Here is a 20,050-nt window from a genome sequence, read left to right as displayed (position 1 = left end):
ATGGAACACCGGCACAGCAGCCCCGGCACGGACCAGGGCACCCAGAACCAGAGCCCGGGCGGGACGCCGCACGGCAACCATGCCGTGGAATCCGCTGCGGACGACCACACGGTACACAGCCACGGCCAGCATGCCGGGCACAGCGTCGCGATGTTCAGGGAGCGGTTCTGGCTGACACTGGCCCTGGCCGTGCCGGTGGTCTTCTTCAGCCCCATGTTCGCGGAGCTCCTGGGTTACGAGCCTCCCGCCTTCCCCGGCTCTGGGTGGATCCCGCCGGTGTTCGGCACGGCGATCTACCTTTACGGCGGCCGCCCGTTCCTCAAGGGCGGGCTCAATGAACTGAAGACGCGGAAACCGGGGATGATGCTGCTGATTGCCATGGCCATCAGCGTCGCCTTCATCGCCTCCTGGGTGACCAGCCTCGGCATCGGCGGTTTCGATCTCGACTTCTGGTGGGAGCTGGCGCTGCTGGTCCCCATCATGCTGCTGGGCCACTGGATCGAGATGCGCGCCCTCGGCTCGGCGCAGGGTGCGCTGGATGCCCTGGCGGCGCTGCTGCCCGACGAGGCGGAACGCGTCACGGCCGCCGGCACGGAGACCGTCAGCCTCGCCGAACTCCGCGCCGGGGACATCATCCTGGTCCGCTCCGGCGGCCGGATGCCGGCCGACGGCACCGTCAGCGGCGGGCAGGCCGAATTCGACGAATCCATGATCACGGGCGAATCAAAAACCGTCCTGCGGGCCCCGGGGGATCCCGTGGTGGCCGGCACCATCGCCACTGACAACTCCGTGCGGGTCCGGGTGTCGGCCATCGGCGAGGACACGGCCCTCGCTGGGATCCGGCGCCTCGTGGCCGAGGCGCAGGCGTCCTCCTCACGGGGCCAGGCCCTGGCCGACCGGGCTGCGGCGTTCCTCTTCTACTTCGCGGCCGGCACCGGCGTCCTGACGTTCATCTTCTGGACCCTGATGGGCAGCATAGGAGACGCGGTCACCCGCACCGTGACGGTCCTGGTGATCGCCTGCCCCCACGCCCTCGGCCTTGCCATCCCGCTCGTCATCGCCATTTCCACCGAACGCGCCGCCCGGGCGGGCGTCCTGATCAAGAACCGGATGGCGCTGGAGCGCATGCGGACAGTCGACGTCGTGCTGTTCGACAAGACCGGAACCCTGACCAGGGGCGAACCGGAACTCAAGGAAATCGCCGCCGCCGCGGCCGCCGGCACGAACACCGCCACAACCGGCCAGGGCGCTGCGCAGAATACGGTGCTGGCCCTCGCGGCCGCCGTGGAGGCTGACAGCGAACATCCCCTGGCCCGCTCAATCGTTGCCGCCGCCCGGGAACGGGGACTGAAGCTTCCGACGGCGGACGGGTTCACGTCGCTGACTGGCCGCGGAGTCCGCGCCACTGTCGATGGCCGCACGGTCCAGGTGGGCGGCCCGGCCCTGCTCCGGGAGCTGGGTTTGCAGGAACCGCCGGAGTTGGCCGCCACCACCGGGGCCTGGCTGAAGCGGGGCGCGGCGGTGCTTCATGTCGTGGACGGCGGCAGGGTCCTGGGTGCTGTCAGCCTCGAGGATGCCGTGCGGCCCGAGTCCCGCCAGGCCGTCCGGGCCCTGCAGGCACGCGGCATCAAGGTGGCCATGGTCACCGGCGACGCCCGGCAGGTGGCGCACGCCGTCGCCGCCGAACTCGGCATCGACGAAGTGTTCGCCGAGGTGCTCCCCGCCGACAAGGACAAGAAAGTGGCGGAGCTCCAGGGCCGCGGGCTGAAGGTGGCCATGGTGGGCGACGGCGTCAACGACTCCCCCGCGCTGGCACGGGCGGAGGTGGGGATCGCGATTGGCGGCGGCACGGATGTGGCCGTGGAATCCGCCGGTGTGGTCCTGGCCGGCAACGATCCGCGGGCTGTGCTGTCAATGCTCGATCTGTCCAGGGCGAGCTACCGGAAGATGTGGCAAAACCTCGTCTGGGCCACCGGATACAACATCATCTCGGTGCCCCTGGCGGCCGGTGTCCTCGCCTTCGCCGGAATTGTCCTGTCCCCCGCCGCGGGCGCCGTGATGATGTCGGCGTCGACCATTGTGGTTGCCCTGAACGCCCAGTTGCTGCGCGGGCTCACGCTCAACCCGGCCGCGGTGAGCTGACCTGTTGGAGGCCCCCATGCCGGAAACCACCCGCCGTGAGTCATCATTCGGGAGATCCTATGCCCGGCTGGGTCCGCGGATGGACGCCCGCGGCGCAGCAGAGCACCGCCGCCGGCTCGTGGCGCCCGCGCACGGCTTCGTCATCGAAATCGGGGCGGGCTACGGGGCCACCTTCCCGTTCTACCCTTCCACGGTGTCCGGTGTGCTGGCCCTCGAACCGGACCCCACGCTCCGTGCGCTGGCCCTCGCCGCCGCCGGCAGGGCGCCGGTGCCCGTCACGGTGAGGGACGGCGTGGCGGAAGCGCTGCCGGCGGCGGATGCCTCGGCCGACGTCGTCGTTTCCAGTTTGGTGCTGTGCAGCGTGGCGGACCCGGCCCTCGCCCTGGCGGAGGTGGTCCGGGTCCTGCGCCCCGGCGGCCTGTTGCTGTTCTACGAACATGTCCGCTCAGCGCACCGCCTGCTGGGGGCCGCCGAAGACCTGCTCACACCGCTGTGGGCCCGGCTGGCAGGCGGATGCCACCCGAACCGTGACACCGCGGCCGTGATCGCCGCGGCAGGCCTGGGCGTGCAGGGCATCGAGCGCTTCGGTTTTTCGGTGCTTGCCGGCAATCCGCGGCTGGCCCACATCCTGGGTGCGGCGGCCAAGTCTTGACCCCGTCCCGGCACAACGAAGAGGGGCGCCTGCCGTGATGGCAGACGCCCCTCTCATGGTTTCGCTCCGGCTGAGCCGGCGTGGATTTGCTAGGCCTTCTTGGGCGGCAGGGCCAGCTTGAAGATCTTCGCCCACGTGGAGCCGACCTGCTTCAGCAGCGGACCCGTGGTGTACGGCAGTCCGTAGCGCTTGCAGATCTCCTGCACCTTCGGCTGCACCTCCGCGTAGCGGTTCGAGGGCAGGTCCGGGAACAGGTGGTGCTCAATCTGGTGCGAGAGGTTGCCGGTCATGAGGTGCATGAACTTGGAGCCGGAGATATTGGCCGAGCCAATCATCTGCCGCACGTACCAGTCGCCGCGGGTCTCGCCCTCCACCATTTCCTCGGTGAAGGTGTCTGTGCCTTCGGGGAAGTGGCCGCAGAAGATCACCGCGTGCGCCCACACGTTGCGCACGGCGTTGGCGGTCAGCGTGCCGTAGAGCGCCTGCTTGCCGGAACCGGTCAGCATTGCGACGGCGGGAGTGGCGGCGTAGTCCTTGGTGAACTGCTTCAGCGCCTTACGGCCGAGGGCCTTCAGGTCCTTGGTCAGGGATTCCTTGGACTTCCGGCCCTCCTTGTAGTCCACCAGTTCGAGGTCGTAGATCGCGATGCCCCACTCGAAGACCGGTGCCAGCAGCGCGTTGTACAGCGGGTTGCCCAGGTTGAAGGGCTTCCATTCCTGGTCCGGATCCATCCGCAGCAGGTTGTATCCGATGTCGTTGTCCTTGCCGACCACATTTGTCCAGCGGTGGTGGAGATCGTTGTGGGTGTGCTGCCAGGAGCGTGCGGGGGTGACGAAGTCCCATTCCCACGTGGTGGAGTGGATATCCGGGTCCCGCATCCAGTCCCACTGCCCGTGCAGGATGTTGTGCCCAAGTTCCATGTTTTCCAGGATCTTGGCGAAGCTCAGCAGCGCGGTGCCAGCGACCCAGGCGGGCTTCTTCTTGCTGACCAGGAGCAGGGCGCGGCCGGAGAGCTCCAGGCCGCGCTGGATCTTGATCATGCGTCGGATGTAGGCGGCATCGGCGGACCCGCGCTTGGCGAGGATGTCATCCTTGATGGCATCGAGTTCGCGCCCCAGCTCCGCCACCTGCTCGTCGGAGAGGTGGGCGGCCGCGGGCGGACGCAGCAATGGGCTGCCGGTCTCGGCGAGGGCGCCGGGCCGCGTCTTCGCGACCGTGACGACCTTTGCTGTGTCGGCTGCACCGCTGGTGGCGGGGGTGTCGGCGTCGGAAAGGTCCGGTTTGTTGGAAACAATCGTCATGCGGTGATACTCCTCAGAGGTCGAGGTTAACGGGGCCGGCGGCTGCCGACACGCACGTCTGGATTAGTTGGCCGGGCTCGCCGTGCACTTCGTTGGTGCGCAGGTCACGGACGTGGCCGGCCCGCAGCGGGATGAGGCAGCTGTGGCAGATGCCCATCCGGCAGCCGCTGGGCATCAGGATGCCGGCGTCCTCGCCGACATCGAGCAGCGGGGTGTCGCCATCGGCCTCGACTTCACGGTCGGAGGCCTCGAAGGTGACCAGGCCGCCGTCGTGCCCGGCGCCGCCGGCGAGGCTGGTGCTGAAGCGTTCGATGGTCAGGGTGCCCGAGCTGGCCGCGGCCTGCTGGGCGTCTTCCGCTTCGGCCTCCCACAGCGCCTCGGCGTCGTTGAGGAACCCTTCCGGACCGCACGCGTAAGCGGCGCGCTGGCGCCAGTCCGGGCAGAGCCGGTCCAGGTCGGCGGCCGAGGTGAAGTCCAGCCGTCCGCTCTCACCGGTGAACCAGTGCGTGACGCGCAGGTTGGGAAACTGGTCGGCGAGCTCGGCGAGTTCTTCACGGAAGATGGTGTCCGCTGCGGTGCGGGCGGTGTGGATCAGGACGACGTCCGAATCCGGGCGGTGCGGAACGAGCGTGCGGATCATCGACATCACCGGGGTGATCCCGCTGCCGGCCGTGAGCATGAGCAGCGGCCGCGGGTGCTCGGGAAGGACGAAGTCGCCCTGCGGGGGCGCCAGGAACAGGACGTCGCCGGGCTTGGTGCCGCGTACGAGGGCCCCGGAGACTGCGCCCATGTCGGTGACGGTGATTGCCGGGTCCTGTCCGGCGGGGGCACTGAGCGAGTAGGACCGCCAGTGGCGGACACCGTCGAGCTCGACGCCAATACGGGCCCACTGGCCGGCAAGATGTGCTTGCCAGCCGCGGCCGGGACGGAAGAAAATGGTGGCGGAATCGGCCGTTTCTGGAACCACCCTAGTGACCACGCCGCGCAATTGGCGGGCAGAAAACACAGGATTGAACAGCGACAGAATGTCTTCTGGAGCTAGTGGGGTGGTCAGTAGAGATGCGGCGCGCGCCAGCTTACGGAGCCGGATCATTCATCAAGCTTATGTCAGATTGCGCCATACTTCTTCACCCAAGGCATACGATCGACGTGAGAAAACTATCCCGCCGCAACAACTCATCGGACCGTCTATGAACACATCCCCTGCCCGGGAGCCTGTCGGCCCCGCCCCCGCCTACGATCCTCCCTGGCTGGCCCTGCCGCGGGAGGTCAGCGACATGCTGCGCCCGCGGATGCCCGGCATTGTCGAGGCCATCATCGAGGCCGTCCCGCAGCTCGTCCCAGCTTACGCCCGGCCGATCGAGGGGCGCTTTGGCAGGGGGCTGCGCAGGGGCGTGGCCGCGGCACTGGACCGCTTCCTGCAGCTGCCCGGGACCCGGCTGCCGGCGCTGTCCGAGGAGAGCCGGGAGCTGGTGGCCGGGCTGGGCAGCGGCGAGTTCCGGCAGGGACGGAGCATGGACGCGCTTCTGAGCGCCTACCGGATGGGCGCCCGCGTGACGTTCCGGGAAATGTCCAAAGTCTCAGTGGAACACCACCTGGGCCAGGGCGTCGTGGTGGATCTGGGCGAATCGATCCTCGCGTACATCGATGAGCTGTCGGCGGTCAGCGCCGAGGCCTACGCCTTTGAGCAGTCCGAACGGGCCGGAGCAGTGGACCGGCGGCGCACCGAACTGCTGGACCTGCTCCTGCTCGGCCAGGCCGACGAGGCGGCCCTGCGCCAGACGGCGGCGATGGCGGACTGGTCCCTGCCCCAGCGCATGGCGGTGGTGACGCTGCCGCTGGACCGGGCGGCCGGGCTGCGGCTGCGCCTGGGCCCGGGCACCCTGGTGATTGAGCGCGAGACTGATGTTGTCGCCCTGGTGCCGGCGCGGATTTCGCGCTCCGCCCGGGACGACCTGGACCGTGCCCTGAAGGGGCGCGGCGCTTCCGTGGGACCCTCCGGAGGCTGGGAGAGGGTTCCGGACTCGCTGCGGCTCGCCGTGCTGGCGGCCGCGGCGCTGCCTCCACGGGAGGGACCGGATGATCCCCCGATCTGGGCCGACGAGCACCTGGCGCAGGTAATTCTCGGCGCGGAACCCTCGGCGATCACTGAACTCGCCAACCGCCGGCTCGCGCCGCTGGAAGGACTCCGGCCCGCCCAGCGCGACCGGCTCGCTGAAACCCTGCTCTCCTGGTTGCGCCACTGGGGCCAGCGGGCGCCCGTGGCCGCCGAGCTCGGGATCCACCCGCAGACCGTGGGCTACCGGGCAGCCCAGCTGCGCGAGCTCTTCGGCGACGCCCTCGAGGATCCAACGGCGCGCTTCGAACTCGAACTGGCTCTGCACGCCGGCCGGCGGTAGGCCAGCCCGTCAGGCCGACCTCAGGCTACCCGGCGAGCGCCTGCCGGCTGTGGAGCCGCAGCTCCAGGTCGTGCATCACGAGCGCCGCCAGGTCCTCCAGCGCGGCTGTGTCCTCATCGCTGAACTCGCGGGGCTCACGGTCCAGGATGCAGAAGGTGCCCAGGTTGTAGCCGTCCGGCGTGCGCAGCGGCACCCCGGCATAGAACTGCAGGCCGAACTCGCCTGCCACGAGGGGGTTGGCCAGCGTCCGGGGATCGTTGACGGCGTCCCGGACAATCCAGGCATCGCCCTGCAGGACGGCGGAGGCGCACAATCCGGGGTCCCGGCCGATTTCCGTGACATCCGTGCCGTGGTGGGACTTGAACCAGATGCGGTCATGGTCCACAACACTGACAATCGCCACGGGCACCGAGAACATGCGTGCGGCCAGCGCCGCGATCCGGTCAAAGGCGCCGTCTGCGGGAGTGTCCAGGATCCGGTACCGCTCGACCGCCTGCATGCGCCCTTCTTCGTCGGTCAACAGCGCGGCCGGGTCCCGGCGGCGGCGTCCCGTGCCGTTGATGACTTCCTGGCGCAGGGCCAGGGACACTTCGCGGGCCGGCGGGCGGCCGGCCGGATCCCTGTCCAGCATGGAGGTCAGCAGGGCCGCCCACATGGGCGCGATGTCTTCGGGGACGTCCGGGTCGTGGAGCAGCCGGGCCAGGGCGGACTGTACCGGGGCGCCGGGATAGGCCATTTTCCCGGTCAGGCCTTCCAGCAGGACCAGCCCCAGCGAATAGACGTCGCTGGCGGGGCCCGCCGGTTCGCCGGCAGCCTGTTCTGGGCTGAGGTAGGCCGGAGTGCCGGAGCTGTCATCCGGGTCGCCGTGGTGGCCTTCGCGGATGGTGATGGCCACGCCGAAGTCGCTGAGTTTGGCGCGGGAGCGCCGGTCCTCGACGCTGTAGTCCACCAGCAGGATGTTGGCCGGCTTGACGTCCCGATGGATGATGCCGTGGTGGTGGATGTGCGCAAGACCGTCGGCGACATCGTGTCCGATCAGCGCCATGTGGGCCGCTGACAGCGGGCCCTCGGCCGAGCGGCGGCGCAGGTCGGGGCCGCGGACGAGTTCCATCACCAGATAACTGAGCCGGCGGGTCGGGTCACTGAGGTCCGTGCCGGCGTCGAACAGTGTCACGAGGGCGTGGTGGGCCATCCCCGCCAGGATCCGCACTTCATCGGCTTGCCTGCGGGTCCGCTCTTCGTCCACTGTCCCGTCGCGGAAGAGTTTGACTGCCACTTCACGCCCCAGGACCTCGTCCGTGGCGCGGTACACGCTCGATTGGCTGCCCCGGCCAATGAGTTCTTCGATCCGGTAGCGCCCGCTGAGCAGGAAACCGGGGTCCATGGTTGTCAAAGGTCTACGTGGTCCCTCTAATGGGGCCGCCGCTGGAAGCGGGCGGATCAGTCCAAAGCCGGGCAACAAATCCCGGCACCCGCATCGTAAGCAAGCTTACTTATCATAACGTGGAAACCGGATTCCGGAAGACTTCCCGGGAGTCTTTCGGTCCGCCCCTTGGGCTATTTTGCGGGGTTGTGGGTCCCGATCGGCACCAGGGTGAGGTCAGGGTGGTTCTTTTCGATCCGGCGCAGGGCCCAGACGTCGTTGAACAGGGCCAGGTATTCCCCGTCGGAGCGCAACAGGACTTCGGCGCCGGGGACGTTGGCCAGCGCCGGCATGGCGTCGGCGGTCGAGATCCGGGCCATGGAATACGGGAGCCGCTCCAGCCGCATCGGGGCGCTGAAGTCGTGCGCCATGCGGTCCTCGACCACTTCGAACTGCATGGGCCCGACGGCGGCAAGAACGGGCGCCTGGTCACCGCGGATGTCGGAGCGGAGCACCTGGATGACGCCCTCGTGCTCGAGTTGTTCGATGCCGCGGCGGAACTGCTTGAACCGGCTCGGGTCCTTGGAACGCGCCACCTGGAAGTGCTCCGGGGCGAACAACGGGATCGCCGGGAATTCCACGGGCTGGTCCAGGAACAGGCTGTCCCCCACCCGGAGGGAGGAGGCGTTCACGAGGCCCACCACGTCGCCCGGGAAGGCCTCGTCGATCACCTCGCGTTCGCGGCCGAAGACCTGCTGGGCGTACTTGGTGGCGAAGGATTTCCCCGTCCGGGCCTGGGTGACCACCATGCCGCGCTCGAACATGCCGGAGCAGACACGAATGAAGGCAACGTGGTCGCGGTGGGCCTTGTTCATGCCGGCCTGGACCTTGAAGACGAACCCGGCGAACGGGGCATCCACGGGGCGGGGGTCGCCGTCGACGTCGGGCCGCGGTGCAGCGGGCGGGGCGAAGTCGACGAGGGCGTCGAGGATTTCCTTGACGCCGAAGTTCAGCGCGGCCGAGCTGAAGAGGATCGGCGTCGCCTTGCCGGCGTGGAAGGCCGCGACGTCGAACGCCAGGTTGGACTCGATGACCAGCCCGGCCTCGTCCACGGCGTTGGACCAGTCATCGCCCTGGCTGGCGGCGGCCTCGTCGGGGGTGAAGTATTCGGTGAGGGCGATGTTGGCGCCCGCGTTGTTGCGCTTGAACTGCGCGAAGCGGTCGTTGCGCAGGTCCCAGACGCCGCGGAAGTCGCCGGAGATGCCAACGGCCCAGGTCAGCGGCATCGGCTGCAGGCCGGTGCGTTCGGTGATCTCGTCCATGAGCGCCAGGGCGTCCAGGCCGGGCCGGTCCCACTTGTTGATGACAGTGATGATGGGCAGGTTGCGCTGCTTGCAGACCTCGAAGAGCTTCATGGTCTGGGTTTCCAGGCCCTTCGCGGCGTCGACCAGCATCACAGCGCAGTCCACGGCGGCGAGCACGCGGTAGGTGTCCTCGGAGAAGTCGGCGTGGCCCGGGGTGTCCAGGAGGTTGATGACGGTGTCCCGGTAGGCGAACTGCAGGGCCGCGGAGCTGATCGAGATGCCGCGGTCCTTTTCCATCTGCATCCAGTCCGAGACCGTCTCCTTGCGGTTGGCCTTTCCGCTGGACGCGCCGGCCGTGCCGATCACCTTTGCGTGCAGCGCCAGGGCCTCGGTCAGGGTGGATTTGCCGGCGTCGGGGTGCGAAATGACCGCGAAAGTCCGGCGCCGGGCCGCCTGCTTGTGAATCTCCTGGACTCGGGCGGGGCTGAGGACTTCTTGAGACACGATGCTACTTTCGCTGCGGCAGTGGACGGGTCACGGCGCGGAGAGCCCGCGGTACACCCAAGGATCCAAGTTTATCGCAGGCCGCGGACCGCGGACGAAGCTGCGGCCGGACCGCGCATGAAGCTGCGCGGGGCCCGGGCACGAAGCTGCGGCCTTGCGGCGCCAAAATGCCGTCACGGACGGCGCCCGGGGCGGCCCTTCAGGAGGCCCTCGGCGGCACGCCGCAATGGACCACTTTAAGGCTTGCCTGTGCGGAAGTGCCGTTGCTTTACCCCTATCATGGGGAGAGCGGGGAACTGAGTACTTTGATCCTGCCGGGAGACCCTGGAATCCGGCGCACTTGCAGGCTCGTCCCTGCACCTTTGAAGGGAAATCTATGGCGCGGAGCCCTGAAGATGCGCTCAAGGCGACCCTGGCCAGGGTGGCACCGGGCACAGCCCTCCGCGACGGCCTGGAACGCATCCTCCGCGGCCGGACCGGCGCGCTGATCGTGCTGGGCATCGACCGGACCATCGAGTCCATCTGTTCGGGCGGCTTCGAGATCGGCATCGACTTCTCCCCCACCCGGCTGCGGGAACTGGCGAAGATGGACGGCGCCATCGTCTGCGACAAGGATGCCAGCAACATCCTGCGCGCAGCGGTCCAGCTCGTCCCGGACTCGAGCATCGAAACGCAGGAATCGGGCACCCGGCACCGGACCGCGGAACGCGTGGCCATCCAGACCGGCGTCCCGGTCATTTCGGTCAGCCAGTCAATGCAGATCATCGCGCTGTACGTGCACGGGCTGCGCCACGTGCTGGAGGGCTCAGAGAAGGTCCTGGCCCGCGCCAACCAGGCCCTGGCAACCCTGGAACGCTACCGCTCGCGCCTGGACCAGGTCACCAGCTCGCTCTCCGCCCTGGAAATCGAGGCCATGGTGACGGTCCGTGACGTCGCGGTCACCCTGCAGCGCCAGGAAATGGTGCGCAGGATCTCAGAGGAAATCTCCCAGTACGTCCTGGAACTGGGCGAGGACGGCCGCCTGCTCTCGCTGCAGCTGGACGAGCTCACCGTCGGCCGCGGGCCGGGCAGCGACGTCATCATCCGCGACTACTCCGGGCCGGCCGCAACAGCGGAGGACATCGACAAAGCGGTCAAGGCCCTCGTCAGCCTGGGCCCAACCGAGCTGATCGACCTGGGCAAGATCGCCGGAATCGTCGGCTTCGCCGGCGGCGAGGCCAACCTCGACGCCGTCGTGCAGCCGCGCGGCTACCGCCTGCTCTCCGGGCTCAAGGCCGTGCCGAAGGCCGTCGCCGACCGGCTCGTCGACCACTTCGGCGGCCTGCAGTTCCTGATGGCGGCAACAATCGATGACCTCATGACCGTCGACGGGATCGGTGACCAGCGTGCCAGGACCGTCAGGGAGGGCCTGAGCCGGATGGCCGAGGCCAGCCTGCTGGACCGTTTCCTCTAACCCCTCCAAAAACCTGTCGATTGCTCCGTAGGTGCCCTTGCCTCCCTCGCCTGGCAAGCTCGGCCAGGGCACCCTCCTGTCGATTGCTCCGTAGGTGCCCTTTTGGGCGCTCAAAACGGCACCTACGGAGCAATCGACGGGGTTACCGGGCCGGACTTGCGAGGCGAGGGCGCCTACGGAGCAATGGACGGGGGTTACCGGGTCAGCTGAGCTGGAACACGGCCTTGGGGCTGTTCTTGTTCGCCAGCCGGGCGGTGAAGACGTAGTAGGCGCCGCCGGCGCCGGGCGTGGCCTCGACGGGCTCGCAGCCCTGCACCGTGCGGTTGCGCTGCCACGGGAAGTTCGCCGTCTCGCTCTTGCCCGGAGCAATGGTCTTCATCAGGTCCGCGCTCTCCGCCTGGCAGTCCCTGGAGGAGAAGATCCGGTCCGAACCGCTGGTGATCATGTACTCCATCTGCGACGTCCCGATGTTGACCTCGCACGGGACCTTGTTGTTGTTGGTCACCGTGAGACTCAGCAGCGGCTTCTCACCGGCGGCGTAAGCCTGTTTGTCGGTGGCAGCCGTAACGGTGATCAGGTTCTGCTCGCAGCCCTCCCCCGAGGTGGCCGTGGGTGAGGCCGAAGCCTCCCCGGACGCCGTCGGGCCCGCCGACGCAGAGTCAGTAGGGCTGGCCGCCGGCGATGCTCCTGCCCCGGACGGCTGGGCGCCGGCAGGCTGGGCCCCGCCCAAGGCATTCGAGACCGCCACAAAGCCGCCGAAGGCCACGGCGATGACGAGCAGCAGGACCACCCCTGCAAACAGCCGGCGGCGGCGGTAGACGGGGCGCAGCGGGGGCCGTCCGGATTTGCGCCCGGATTGCCCCGGGGCCGAACCTTTCGTCCGCGAACCGCCCGTACGTGAAGTGCCTTGCCTGACCATTCTTCTAGCCTAGAGAACCGCGCGGGCTATGGCGCCCGACCACGCCGCGGGACCGGGCGCCGTCCCGATCCGTTACCCCGATCTATTACGCTGAATGGATCGAAACTCTAACCCCAACGCCCCCCGCCTCCGCCGCGGCACCGCGGGAACCCCTGCCCGCCGGGGCGCCCGCCCGCGCCGACAATCTCCCAGCCCTCCATGCGGCCCTGGATGACTGGTTCGCGTCCAACGCCAGGGACCTGCCGTGGCGGGCCGCGGACTGCACGCCCTGGGGTGTTCTGGTCAGCGAGGTGATGCTCCAGCAGACGCCGGTGGTCCGGGTCCTGCCGGTCTGGGAGGAGTGGCTGCGCCGCTGGCCGGAACCGGCCGGCCTGGCCGGCGAACCCGCCGGGGAGGCCGTCCGGTCCTGGGGCCGGCTGGGGTATCCCCGGCGCGCCCTGCGCCTGCATGCTGCCGCCGTCGCCATCAGGGACAGTCACGGCGGGGCCGTCCCCGGCACCTACACCGAGCTCCTGGATCTGCCCGGCGTGGGCAGCTACACGGCCGCAGCCGTCGCCGCGTTCGCCTACGGACGCCGCGAAACGGTGGTGGACACCAACATCCGCCGGGTCCACGCGCGGCTGGTCACCGGCTCTGCCCTGCCGGCGCAGGCCCTGACCGCCGCCGAAATGCGGCTGGCGGCATCTCTGCTCCCGGAGCGCCCCGGTGCCTCGGTGCGCTGGAACGCCGCCGTCATGGAACTCGGCGCCCTGGTCTGCACGGCGCGGACCCCCAAGTGCGGCCAGTGCCCTGTCCGGGAGTCCTGCGCCTGGCTGGCGGCCGGCGAGCCGGCGCCGACGTACACGCCCAAGGGACAGGCCTGGCACGGCACGGACCGGCAGGTGCGCGGCGCCGTGATGGCCGTCCTGCGGGCTGCCGAGGAGCCCGTGGCGCCGGTCCTGTTCCACCAGGCCCCCGCGGACCTGGGCTTCGAACCGCAGGGCATCGGCATCCCACTCGCGGCCCTGCACCGGCTCAACGCGGCCCCCGAGCAGCTGGAACGGGCTCTGGCAGGGCTGCTCGGCGACGGCCTCGCCGAACTGCACGAGGGCGGCTTCCGGCTCCCGGGCTGAGGATCTACGCTGGAGCATGCGCAAGCTGGCGGCCGCGGCCGCGCTGGTCCTCACCGCAGTCCTGGCTGTCTCATGCCGGCCGGAGGCCGCCTGCCCGGCGATCGCCCAGGCGCCCGTTGTGTCGCTCACGGTGGACCGGGCGTACGCCCCGTCAGTGCGGAGCATCCACTTGGCCGCCTGCCAGGACGGCCGCTGCAAGGAGGCGGACCTCGAACTGGTTCCCGGCAGCACGGCCGTGGACCAAGGCTGCGAGCCGGGACCCTACGGCGGCGACGGCGTCTGCTCGGCCACTTCTTCGCCCGACGGCACCCTGACCGGAATGCTGATGATGGAGACGCTGAGCGCCAGCCGGATCGAGGTGACGGCCACGGGCACGGACACCGCCGGGAACCCGCTGCCGGCCCGGACCGCGGCGTTCACGCCCCGGGCGGCACACCCGTTTGGTGAGCAGTGCGGAACCTTCATCACCGCCAGCGTCGTGCTCGACGCGACCGGCCTCCGCCAGGCACCCTAGCGCTTACGGTTCTCCGAACCCCGAGCCAACCAGGCGTTCCAGGTAGTCGACCGCCTTGGCGGCGTCCGGGCCGCTGGCCTCCACGTGCAGGACGGTTCCCTTGCCGGCGGCCAGCATCATGAGCTCGGTCATGGAGGCACCATCGGCGCCGTTCACGGTCACCTCGGCGTCCATGCCGGACAGGCCGCCGGCGATCTTCGCTGCCGGACGGGCATGCATGCCGGCCTGGTTGACGAGCTCGAAGTCCCCGGTGGCGTCCGGCGGCTGCTGGTGCACATGCCCCGCCTCCGCGGGATGGGCCGGGGGCCGATAGACGGCCTCGGCCGCGTCCTTCACCGCCGCCGCTTCGGCCCCTGCCTGGGCAGCCACCGCGGCCGCGACGAGTCCTTCGACGATGGGCGCGTCAGCAATCAGCACCGAGCCCGGGTCAGCTGCAAACTCCACAGCTGACTCGGCCGTCATCACCGCGGAGCCGAGGTCGGCGAGTACCACCACACCGTCACCGGCAGCCTGCTCCAGGGCCGCCATGACCTTGTCCAGGCTCGTGCCGATCCGGCCGTCGTCGGTGCCGCCGGCCGGGAGGATCAGGACGTCGGGAGCCATCTGTGCGGCGAGTTCGACGGCGCCGTCGGCGATCTTGGAGCTGTGCGAGACGACCACCAGCCGGACTGTCATTCGGCCGCTCCGGCCGCGGCGCGCAGAATCAGCGCGCTGGAGACCGCTCCGGGGTCGCGGTGGCCGATGCTGCGCTCCCCCAGGTAGCTGGCACGGCCCTTGCGGGCGAGCATCGGATCCGTGGATACGGCGCCGGCTTCGGCCGCTTCCGCCGCGGCCAGCAGCACCTTTCGGACGTCGCCGTCGCCGTCGCCAGCCGCTGCGGCGGCCGCCTCGATCGCGGGCGTCCAGGCGTCCACCATGGTCTTGTCGCCGGATTCGGCCTTGCCGCGGGCGACGATCCCGTCGCGGGCGGCCTGCAGCGCGGCAGCGAGGGTGGCGGCGTCGACGTCGGAGCTCTCACCCAGGGCCGTGGCGGCCCGCAGGAACGCCGTGCCGTACAGCGGGCCGGCCGCCCCGCCGACCTTGGACATCAGCGTCATGGCCGTCAGTTTCAGGGCCGCGGCCGGGGTTTCCGGCGGCGCCTCGGCAAGTTTGTCCATCACGGCCTTGAAGCCGCGGTCCATGTTCTCGCCGTGGTCCGAGTCCCCGATGGGCCGGTCCAGCTCGATCAGTTCCACCCGGTGCTCCGCCATGGCCTGCGCCGAAAGCGTCAGCCACCGCACCGCCCAGCCGACGTCCAGGCCCACGGTCAGACGCCCCAGCGAAGGGCCGGAGTGTGCACGGGAGCGTCCCAGAGTGTTGTCATCTCGTCATCGAGGCGCAGGACAGTGATGGAGCAGCCCTGCATTTCGAGGGACGTGATGAAGTTGCCCACCAGGGAGCGGGCCACGGTGACGCCCTGCTCGGCCAGTTTCTGCGCGGCCCTGCGGTAGACGATGTACAGCTCGCTTTGCGGGGTGCCGCCCATGCCGTTGACGAACAGGAGCACCTGGTCCCCGGAAGCAAGGCCGAGGTCGCTGACCACCGGGTCCAGGAGCCGGTCGGTGATGCCGTCGGCGTTTTCCATCGGGATGCGGTGCCGTCCCGGTTCGCCGTGGATGCCGATGCCGATCTCGATCTCGTTTTCCTCGAGTTCGAAACTGGGCACCCCGGCATGCGGAACGGTGCAGGCGGACAACGCCACGCCCATGCTGCGCACGTTCTGGTTGACGCGGTCACCGATGGCGGCGACGGCGTCCAGGTTGTCACCGCGCTCGGCGGCCGCACCGGCGATTTTCTCGACGAGGACGGTGCCTCCGACGCCACGGCGACCTGCCGTGTACAGCGAGTCCTGCACGGCGACGTCGTCGTTGACGAGCACGGTGCGGATCTCGACGCCTTCGGCCTGCGCGAGTTCGGCGGCGGTTTCGAAGTTCAGGACGTCACCGGTGTAGTTCTTCACGATGTGCACGACGCCGGCGCCGGAGCTTACGGCCAGGGTGGCCGGCAGGATCTGGTCCGGAGTGGGAGAGGTGAAAACGGCGCCCGGGACGGCGGCGTCGAGCATGCCCATGCCCACGTACCCGCCGTGCAGCGGCTCGTGTCCGCTGCCGCCGCCGGAGACGAGCCCGACTTTCCCTGCCACGGGCGCGTCCTTGCGCACGATGTATTTCGGGTCCGGAAAGACGGTCACGAGGTCGGCGTGAGCAAGCCCGAACCCTTCCACTGACTCGTCGACCACGGCTTTGGGATCATTGATGAGTTTCTTCATGGCGGTGCTCCCTGGATGGTGTCCTGGCTGCTTGCTTAGACCCTACTACCGGGGCACGGCCGGCGGTAGGCTCCCGGTTCCTCCGGCCCGGGCTCCCTGGCGGGCTGTGAATCCCGGGGCGGCGGGCTTGTGGCCGTGCGGTCCGTACTCCCGCGCTTCAGGCTTGCTGGTCTGCCCACGCCGGGGAATGCGGCCAGGCGTCGACGCCCAGCCATGAGAACGGCGGCGCGGCGAGCCGGCCCTTGCGGGCGCGGGACGTGGCCGGCGGTCCTGACGTCGCAGATACCACCCCGGCAGTTTGCCCCGTCACGGGGGCGCCGGTGCCGGGCGAGGAGTGGTTGGCGGGTTCGGGCGCCAGCGCTTCCAGCGGCTGGTCCGGCGGCCCTGCCGGGGCGCTGGCGATCGACCTGTGGATTGCGGAGAGATCGGGAAAAATCACGGCTTCGTGCAATTTTTTGCCTCCGGAAGTATGGCGGCCCACCCCCTGGGCCGGCATCAGTTTATCCACCAAATTTATTGAAGGGAAGCCCTGCGCGGACGTCGAGTTCCCGGCGGCCGCCGGCGCCGGTCCGGGCGTCGCTTCCGCCGGGGGCGGCGCCGCCTTCGCTGGCCGGGTCGCAGGCGCAACCCGGCGGGGCTACAGCTCCTTGATCATCCGGGTGTTGCCCAGCGTGTTCGGCTTGACCCGCGCCAGGTCCAGGAACTCGGCCACGCCTTCATCGTGCGAGCGCAGGAGCTCGGAATACACCACGGGGTCGACGGCGGTCTGGTCAGCCATGACTTCAAAGCCATGCTTCTTGAAGAACTCCACTTCGAACGTCAGGCAAAAGACCCGGGAGACCCCCAGGGCGCGGGCATCCTCCAGCAGGCGCTCCACCAGCGCGTGGCCCACGCCCTTGCCGCGCCAGGCGTCCGAGGCCGCGAGGGTGCGTACCTCGGCAAGGTCCTCCCACATGACGTGCAGGGCCCCGCAGCCGATCACCTCGCCGTCTTCGGATTCGGCGATGCGGAACTCCTGCAGGCTTTCGTAATAGGCCACGGTTTCCTTGGCCATGAGGATCCGCTGGTCGGCCAGCGGTGCCACGAGGGTCTTGATGGCGCCAACGTCGTCGGTGCGGGCGGGGCGGATGCGGATCGTCTCAGTCGCGGTCTTAGTCACGGTCTCAGTCACAGCCCAATCTTACGGGTGCCCCAGGCCCGGCCGGCTCCCCGCCGGCGCGGGCCCCGGTGCGTCAGAGACCGAGTTCGTCGGGGACGGGAACGTCCTTGTCCAGCAGGTTCCTGGCCAGGAAGTGCTCCACGACGCCGTACCAGACCTTGGCGTGCTGCGGCTGCAGGATCCAGTGGTTCTCGTCCGGGAAGTACAGGAAACGGTGGTCTGTTTCGCCGTTCTCATCCGCCGCCAGCTGGGACTTGGCGAGCAGTTCGTACCAGAGCCGGAGCCCCTCGCCGATCGGCACACGGTAGTCCTTGTCGCCATGGATGACCAGCATGGGAGTGCGGATGTTCTCCACGTGCAGGTGCGGGGAGTTCTCCAGCGCCATCTCTGCCGTCATTTCCTTGAGCCAGTACTGCGCGGCGTCGGTGGTCGGGCCGAACTGGTCCAGGGCCCAGAGGCTGGCGTGCGTGACGATTGCCTTGAAGCGGTCCGTCTGCCCGGCCACCCAGTTGGCCATGTACCCGCCGAACGAGCCGCCCATGGCGGCCGTGCGCGTCTCGTCGATGTCCGGGCGCTGCACGACGGAGTCGGTGATGGCCATCAGGTCGGTGAACGGAGCCTTGCCCCATTCCCCCCAGCCGCGCTGGATGTGGTCCTGGCCGTAGCCGGTGGAGAGGGCAGGGTCCGGGAGCAGCACCGCGTAGCCGCGCGCCACCAGCAGCCACGGGTTCCAGCGCCAGGTCCAGGCGTTCCAGGATCCCAGCGGGCCGCCATGGATCCAGAGCAGCAGCGGGGCCGGGTCCGCGGCGGACGCTCCCTCGGGCAAGGCCAGGTACGCGGGCACACGGGCGCCGTCGGCCGCCGTCGTCTCCACTCGTTCCAGCGTGCCCTTGAAGCGGGGGCGTTCCGCGGGCGCGGGCAGGCGGACGACGTCACCGGAGGCAAGATCGATCCGTACAGGTTCCGCCGGGAATGCGTAGGAGCTGCGCAGGGCGTAGGCGCTGCGTCCGTCCGGTGCGACGACGACGTCGGTGTACGCCGCGGCGTCGGCCGTCAGGCGGAGCACCTGGGCCGCCCCGCCCGGGTCTCCGGCCACACCGATCCGGAATACCGGCGATGCGCCGTCCTCGTCGGCGGTGACCAGCAGAGCCGATCCGTCCGGCAGCCATGCGGCGGGGCGGGCCCAGCGGTCCCAGTCATGGGCGAGCGGCGTCAGGGCACCGCCCCCTGCCGCCGGGCCGGCGACGTCGAGGAGGTGCAGCTTGACCTGCGGGGCCGCCAGTGGCGTGGTGTCGCTTTCGCTGACCACCGCCAGGCTCCGGCCGTTCGGACTGACCGGGCCCGGGAAGTAGCTCAGGCCTTCCGTGTCCAGCAGGACCGTGCGGGTGCCGGTGGCGACGTCGATGGCGACCAGCACGGAACGTGAATCGGCGTTGACGAGGGGCTTGGCGAAGCTGCTGTAAATCGTCGTGCCGTCCGGGCTGAGCACCGATTCGGCGTCCCTGAGCCGCGTGCCGGCGTCGGGCGTCAGGTTGCGCAGCTTCAGCGGCGGCGCGGCGTCGACGGTGACCGGCTTTCCGGCCTCCAACGGGTCTCCGGGTTCCACGGCGAAGAGCCGCGGCTGCGCCGGGCCCAGGTCCGCGTCCCAATAGCGGACAGGGTAGCCGCTGTGCAGGATGGCCGCGACCTTGTTGTCCTTGCGCGCTTTCCGGCGTTCCTCGTCATTGTCCTCGTCCGTGGAGCCGGCCAGGACCGAGGCCGCGACCACCACGGTGTCGGCGTCCTCGGCGGCGTGGACCCCGCCGATTCCGCCGGCCCGGGACAAGGCCACCCGGGCTTCGCCGCCGTCGGACGGCAGAATCCAGAGGGCGTTGACCGGGTCCGCCTCGGGGCTCTCCGGATCGGGACGGGCCGAGGTGAAGTACAGGTCGCCGTTGGCGGCAAACACCGCACCGGCCTCCCCCTTGGCGCTGCGCGTGATCCGGCGGGCCTGTTTGACCCCGCCCGGATCGACCTCCCACAGCGCGGTGCAGTATTCGGTGCCCTTCGCGCCGAGAGTTGCCACGGTGGTCACCAGCCGGGCGCCGTCCGGGCTCAGCGTCAAACCGCTCACTCTGGGGATCGCGAGGTAGTGGTCCAGATCATGGAAGGGGGTCTCGGGTTGTTCGCTCAGGGTCTCTGAGTCCTTAGCAGCCATGCACCGATTCAACACCGTATGTGGCATTGATCACAAAACGTTCACTAAGAGTGAAACGTTGCTTTCAGATGCGGTCCCCGAATCAGCGGGACGGGCCTGGCGCTTCAGCACGGCCAGCGTTCGCCGAAGATGGCCGCTAAGCCAGGTCCCATACGGGCCATCTCCGGCAAATGGTTCACGGCGGCGGGCAACGCAAAGGCCCCGCCGTCCCTTTCGGGGCAGCGGGGCCGTTGCTCTTGGTGCTTAGACGCTCGGCGCGATCTCGGGGATGCGCGGCTTGGCGTTGCCGGCGAAGGTGAACTTCGCGTCGTCGCCTTCGCCTTCCACGTCCACCACCACGATGTCGCCGGAGTGCAGTTCGCCGAAGAGGATCTTTTCGGAGAGCTGGTCCTCGATCTCGCGCTGGATGGTGCGGCGCAGCGGCCGGGCACCCATGGCGGGGTCGTAGCCGCGGGTCGCCAGGAGCACCTTGGCCGCGGACGTGAGCTCGATGCCCATGTCCTTGTCCTTGAGGCGCTTCTCCAGGCGGGCGACGAACATGTCCACGATCTCGGTGATCTCGTCCTGGGTCAGCTGCGGGAAGACCACAACATCGTCAACACGGTTCAGGAACTCGGGGCGGAAGTGCTGCTTGAGCTCCTCAGTGACCCGGGCCCGCATCCGGTTGTAGCCGGTCTGCGTGTCCGTGCCGGACTGGAAGCCGGTGGCAACGCTCTTGGAGAT

At 69.3% G+C, this 20,050-nt stretch carries 17 protein-coding genes and 1 pseudogene; 6 read left to right on the top strand and 12 right to left on the bottom strand.

Features of this window, described 5'->3' with window-relative positions; all coding sequences use genetic code 11:
- Together B5X90_RS09015 and B5X90_RS09010 are read left to right on the top strand one after the other, a co-directional pair.
- Positions 1-2,142, top strand: a complete 2,142-nt coding sequence (locus B5X90_RS09015) for a heavy metal translocating P-type ATPase (protein ID WP_079552147.1) — start codon at positions 1-3, stop codon at positions 2,140-2,142.
- Positions 2,143-2,158: 16 nt separating this feature from the next.
- Complete coding sequence (locus B5X90_RS09010; RefSeq protein WP_079552144.1) at positions 2,159-2,794, top strand: class I SAM-dependent methyltransferase; 636 nt, start codon at positions 2,159-2,161, stop codon at positions 2,792-2,794.
- Between the two features lie 89 nt (positions 2,795-2,883).
- Here B5X90_RS09010 and B5X90_RS09005 read toward each other — a convergent pair whose 3' ends face one another.
- Both B5X90_RS09005 and B5X90_RS09000 read right to left on the bottom strand, forming a co-directional pair.
- Positions 2,884-4,095: a fatty acid desaturase family protein gene (locus B5X90_RS09005; protein WP_079552141.1), complete on the bottom strand. Its 1,212-nt coding sequence runs from the start codon at positions 4,093-4,095 to the stop codon at positions 2,884-2,886.
- A 13-nt stretch (positions 4,096-4,108) separates the two neighbouring features.
- Positions 4,109-5,188 carry a ferredoxin reductase gene (locus B5X90_RS09000; RefSeq protein WP_028276907.1) on the bottom strand — a complete coding sequence of 360 codons (1,080 nt, stop codon included), beginning with the start codon at positions 5,186-5,188 and terminating at the stop codon, positions 4,109-4,111.
- A 97-nt stretch (positions 5,189-5,285) separates the two neighbouring features.
- Here B5X90_RS09000 and B5X90_RS08995 point away from each other — a divergent pair, with 97 nt between their 5' ends.
- Positions 5,286-6,494 carry a PucR family transcriptional regulator gene (locus tag B5X90_RS08995; protein WP_079552139.1) on the top strand — a complete coding sequence of 403 codons (1,209 nt, stop codon included), beginning with the start codon at positions 5,286-5,288 and terminating at the stop codon, positions 6,492-6,494.
- Positions 6,495-6,519: 25 nt separating this feature from the next.
- On the opposite strand, the gene B5X90_RS08990 is transcribed toward B5X90_RS08995, so the two are convergent.
- Both B5X90_RS08990 and B5X90_RS08985 read right to left on the bottom strand, forming a co-directional pair.
- The gene (locus B5X90_RS08990) at positions 6,520-7,878 is read right to left on the bottom strand and encodes a protein kinase domain-containing protein (RefSeq protein ID WP_079552137.1); all 1,359 of its coding nucleotides are present in this window, start codon (positions 7,876-7,878) and stop codon (positions 6,520-6,522) included.
- A gap of 173 nt (positions 7,879-8,051) precedes the next feature.
- A complete protein-coding gene (locus B5X90_RS08985; RefSeq protein WP_079552135.1) occupies positions 8,052-9,665 on the bottom strand; it encodes a peptide chain release factor 3 in 1,614 nt (537 codons plus the stop codon).
- 376 nt (positions 9,666-10,041) lie between these two features.
- Between B5X90_RS08985 and disA the strand changes: the two genes are divergently transcribed.
- Positions 10,042-11,118, top strand: a complete 1,077-nt coding sequence (disA, locus tag B5X90_RS08980) for a DNA integrity scanning diadenylate cyclase DisA (RefSeq protein WP_018774911.1) — start codon at positions 10,042-10,044, stop codon at positions 11,116-11,118.
- Between the two features lie 202 nt (positions 11,119-11,320).
- Here the strand turns inward: disA and B5X90_RS08975 are convergent, their stop codons facing one another.
- Positions 11,321-12,037, bottom strand: a complete 717-nt coding sequence (locus B5X90_RS08975; RefSeq protein WP_079552132.1) for a hypothetical protein — start codon at positions 12,035-12,037, stop codon at positions 11,321-11,323.
- 293 nt (positions 12,038-12,330) lie between these two features.
- On the opposite strand from B5X90_RS08975, the gene B5X90_RS08970 reads away from it, so the two are divergent.
- Together B5X90_RS08970 and B5X90_RS08965 are read left to right on the top strand one after the other, a co-directional pair.
- A complete protein-coding gene (locus B5X90_RS08970; RefSeq protein ID WP_306292824.1) occupies positions 12,331-13,149 on the top strand; it encodes an A/G-specific adenine glycosylase in 819 nt (272 codons plus the stop codon).
- Between the two features lie 16 nt (positions 13,150-13,165).
- Positions 13,166-13,663, top strand: a complete 498-nt coding sequence (locus tag B5X90_RS08965) for a hypothetical protein (protein ID WP_079552128.1) — start codon at positions 13,166-13,168, stop codon at positions 13,661-13,663.
- Between the two features lie 3 nt (positions 13,664-13,666).
- Here the strand turns inward: B5X90_RS08965 and dhaM are convergent, their stop codons facing one another.
- The 7 genes and pseudogenes from dhaM to B5X90_RS08930 form a co-directional block, all read right to left on the bottom strand.
- Positions 13,667-14,338, bottom strand: a complete 672-nt coding sequence (gene dhaM / locus B5X90_RS08960; protein ID WP_079552125.1) for a dihydroxyacetone kinase phosphoryl donor subunit DhaM — start codon at positions 14,336-14,338, stop codon at positions 13,667-13,669.
- Positions 14,335-14,967, bottom strand: a complete 633-nt coding sequence (gene dhaL / locus B5X90_RS08955; RefSeq protein ID WP_079552123.1) for a dihydroxyacetone kinase subunit DhaL — start codon at positions 14,965-14,967, stop codon at positions 14,335-14,337. Before dhaL ends, dhaM begins: the two co-directional genes overlap by 4 nt.
- A gap of 2 nt (positions 14,968-14,969) precedes the next feature.
- A complete protein-coding gene (gene dhaK / locus B5X90_RS08950) occupies positions 14,970-15,971 on the bottom strand; it encodes a dihydroxyacetone kinase subunit DhaK (protein ID WP_018774917.1) in 1,002 nt (333 codons plus the stop codon).
- A 157-nt stretch (positions 15,972-16,128) separates the two neighbouring features.
- Positions 16,129-16,410: a hypothetical protein gene (locus B5X90_RS08945; RefSeq protein WP_143264695.1), complete on the bottom strand. Its 282-nt coding sequence runs from the start codon at positions 16,408-16,410 to the stop codon at positions 16,129-16,131.
- 198 nt (positions 16,411-16,608) lie between these two features.
- A complete protein-coding gene (locus B5X90_RS08940) occupies positions 16,609-17,142 on the bottom strand; it encodes an amino-acid N-acetyltransferase (RefSeq protein ID WP_179129094.1) in 534 nt (177 codons plus the stop codon).
- A 61-nt stretch (positions 17,143-17,203) separates the two neighbouring features.
- On the bottom strand, positions 17,204-19,327 hold the full coding sequence (locus B5X90_RS08935; protein ID WP_179129093.1) for a S9 family peptidase: 2,124 nt from the start codon (positions 19,325-19,327) through the stop codon (positions 17,204-17,206).
- A 243-nt stretch (positions 19,328-19,570) separates the two neighbouring features.
- A pseudogene (locus tag B5X90_RS08930) lies at positions 19,571-20,050 on the bottom strand (ATP-dependent Clp protease ATP-binding subunit); the annotation flags it as partial.

It is taken from the genome of Arthrobacter sp. 49Tsu3.1M3, from assembly GCF_900168135.1.
Classification (GTDB): domain Bacteria; phylum Actinomycetota; class Actinomycetes; order Actinomycetales; family Micrococcaceae; genus Arthrobacter.
The sequence above is the reverse complement of the archived record's forward strand: the minus strand, read 5'-3'. Positions and strand labels throughout refer to the sequence as shown.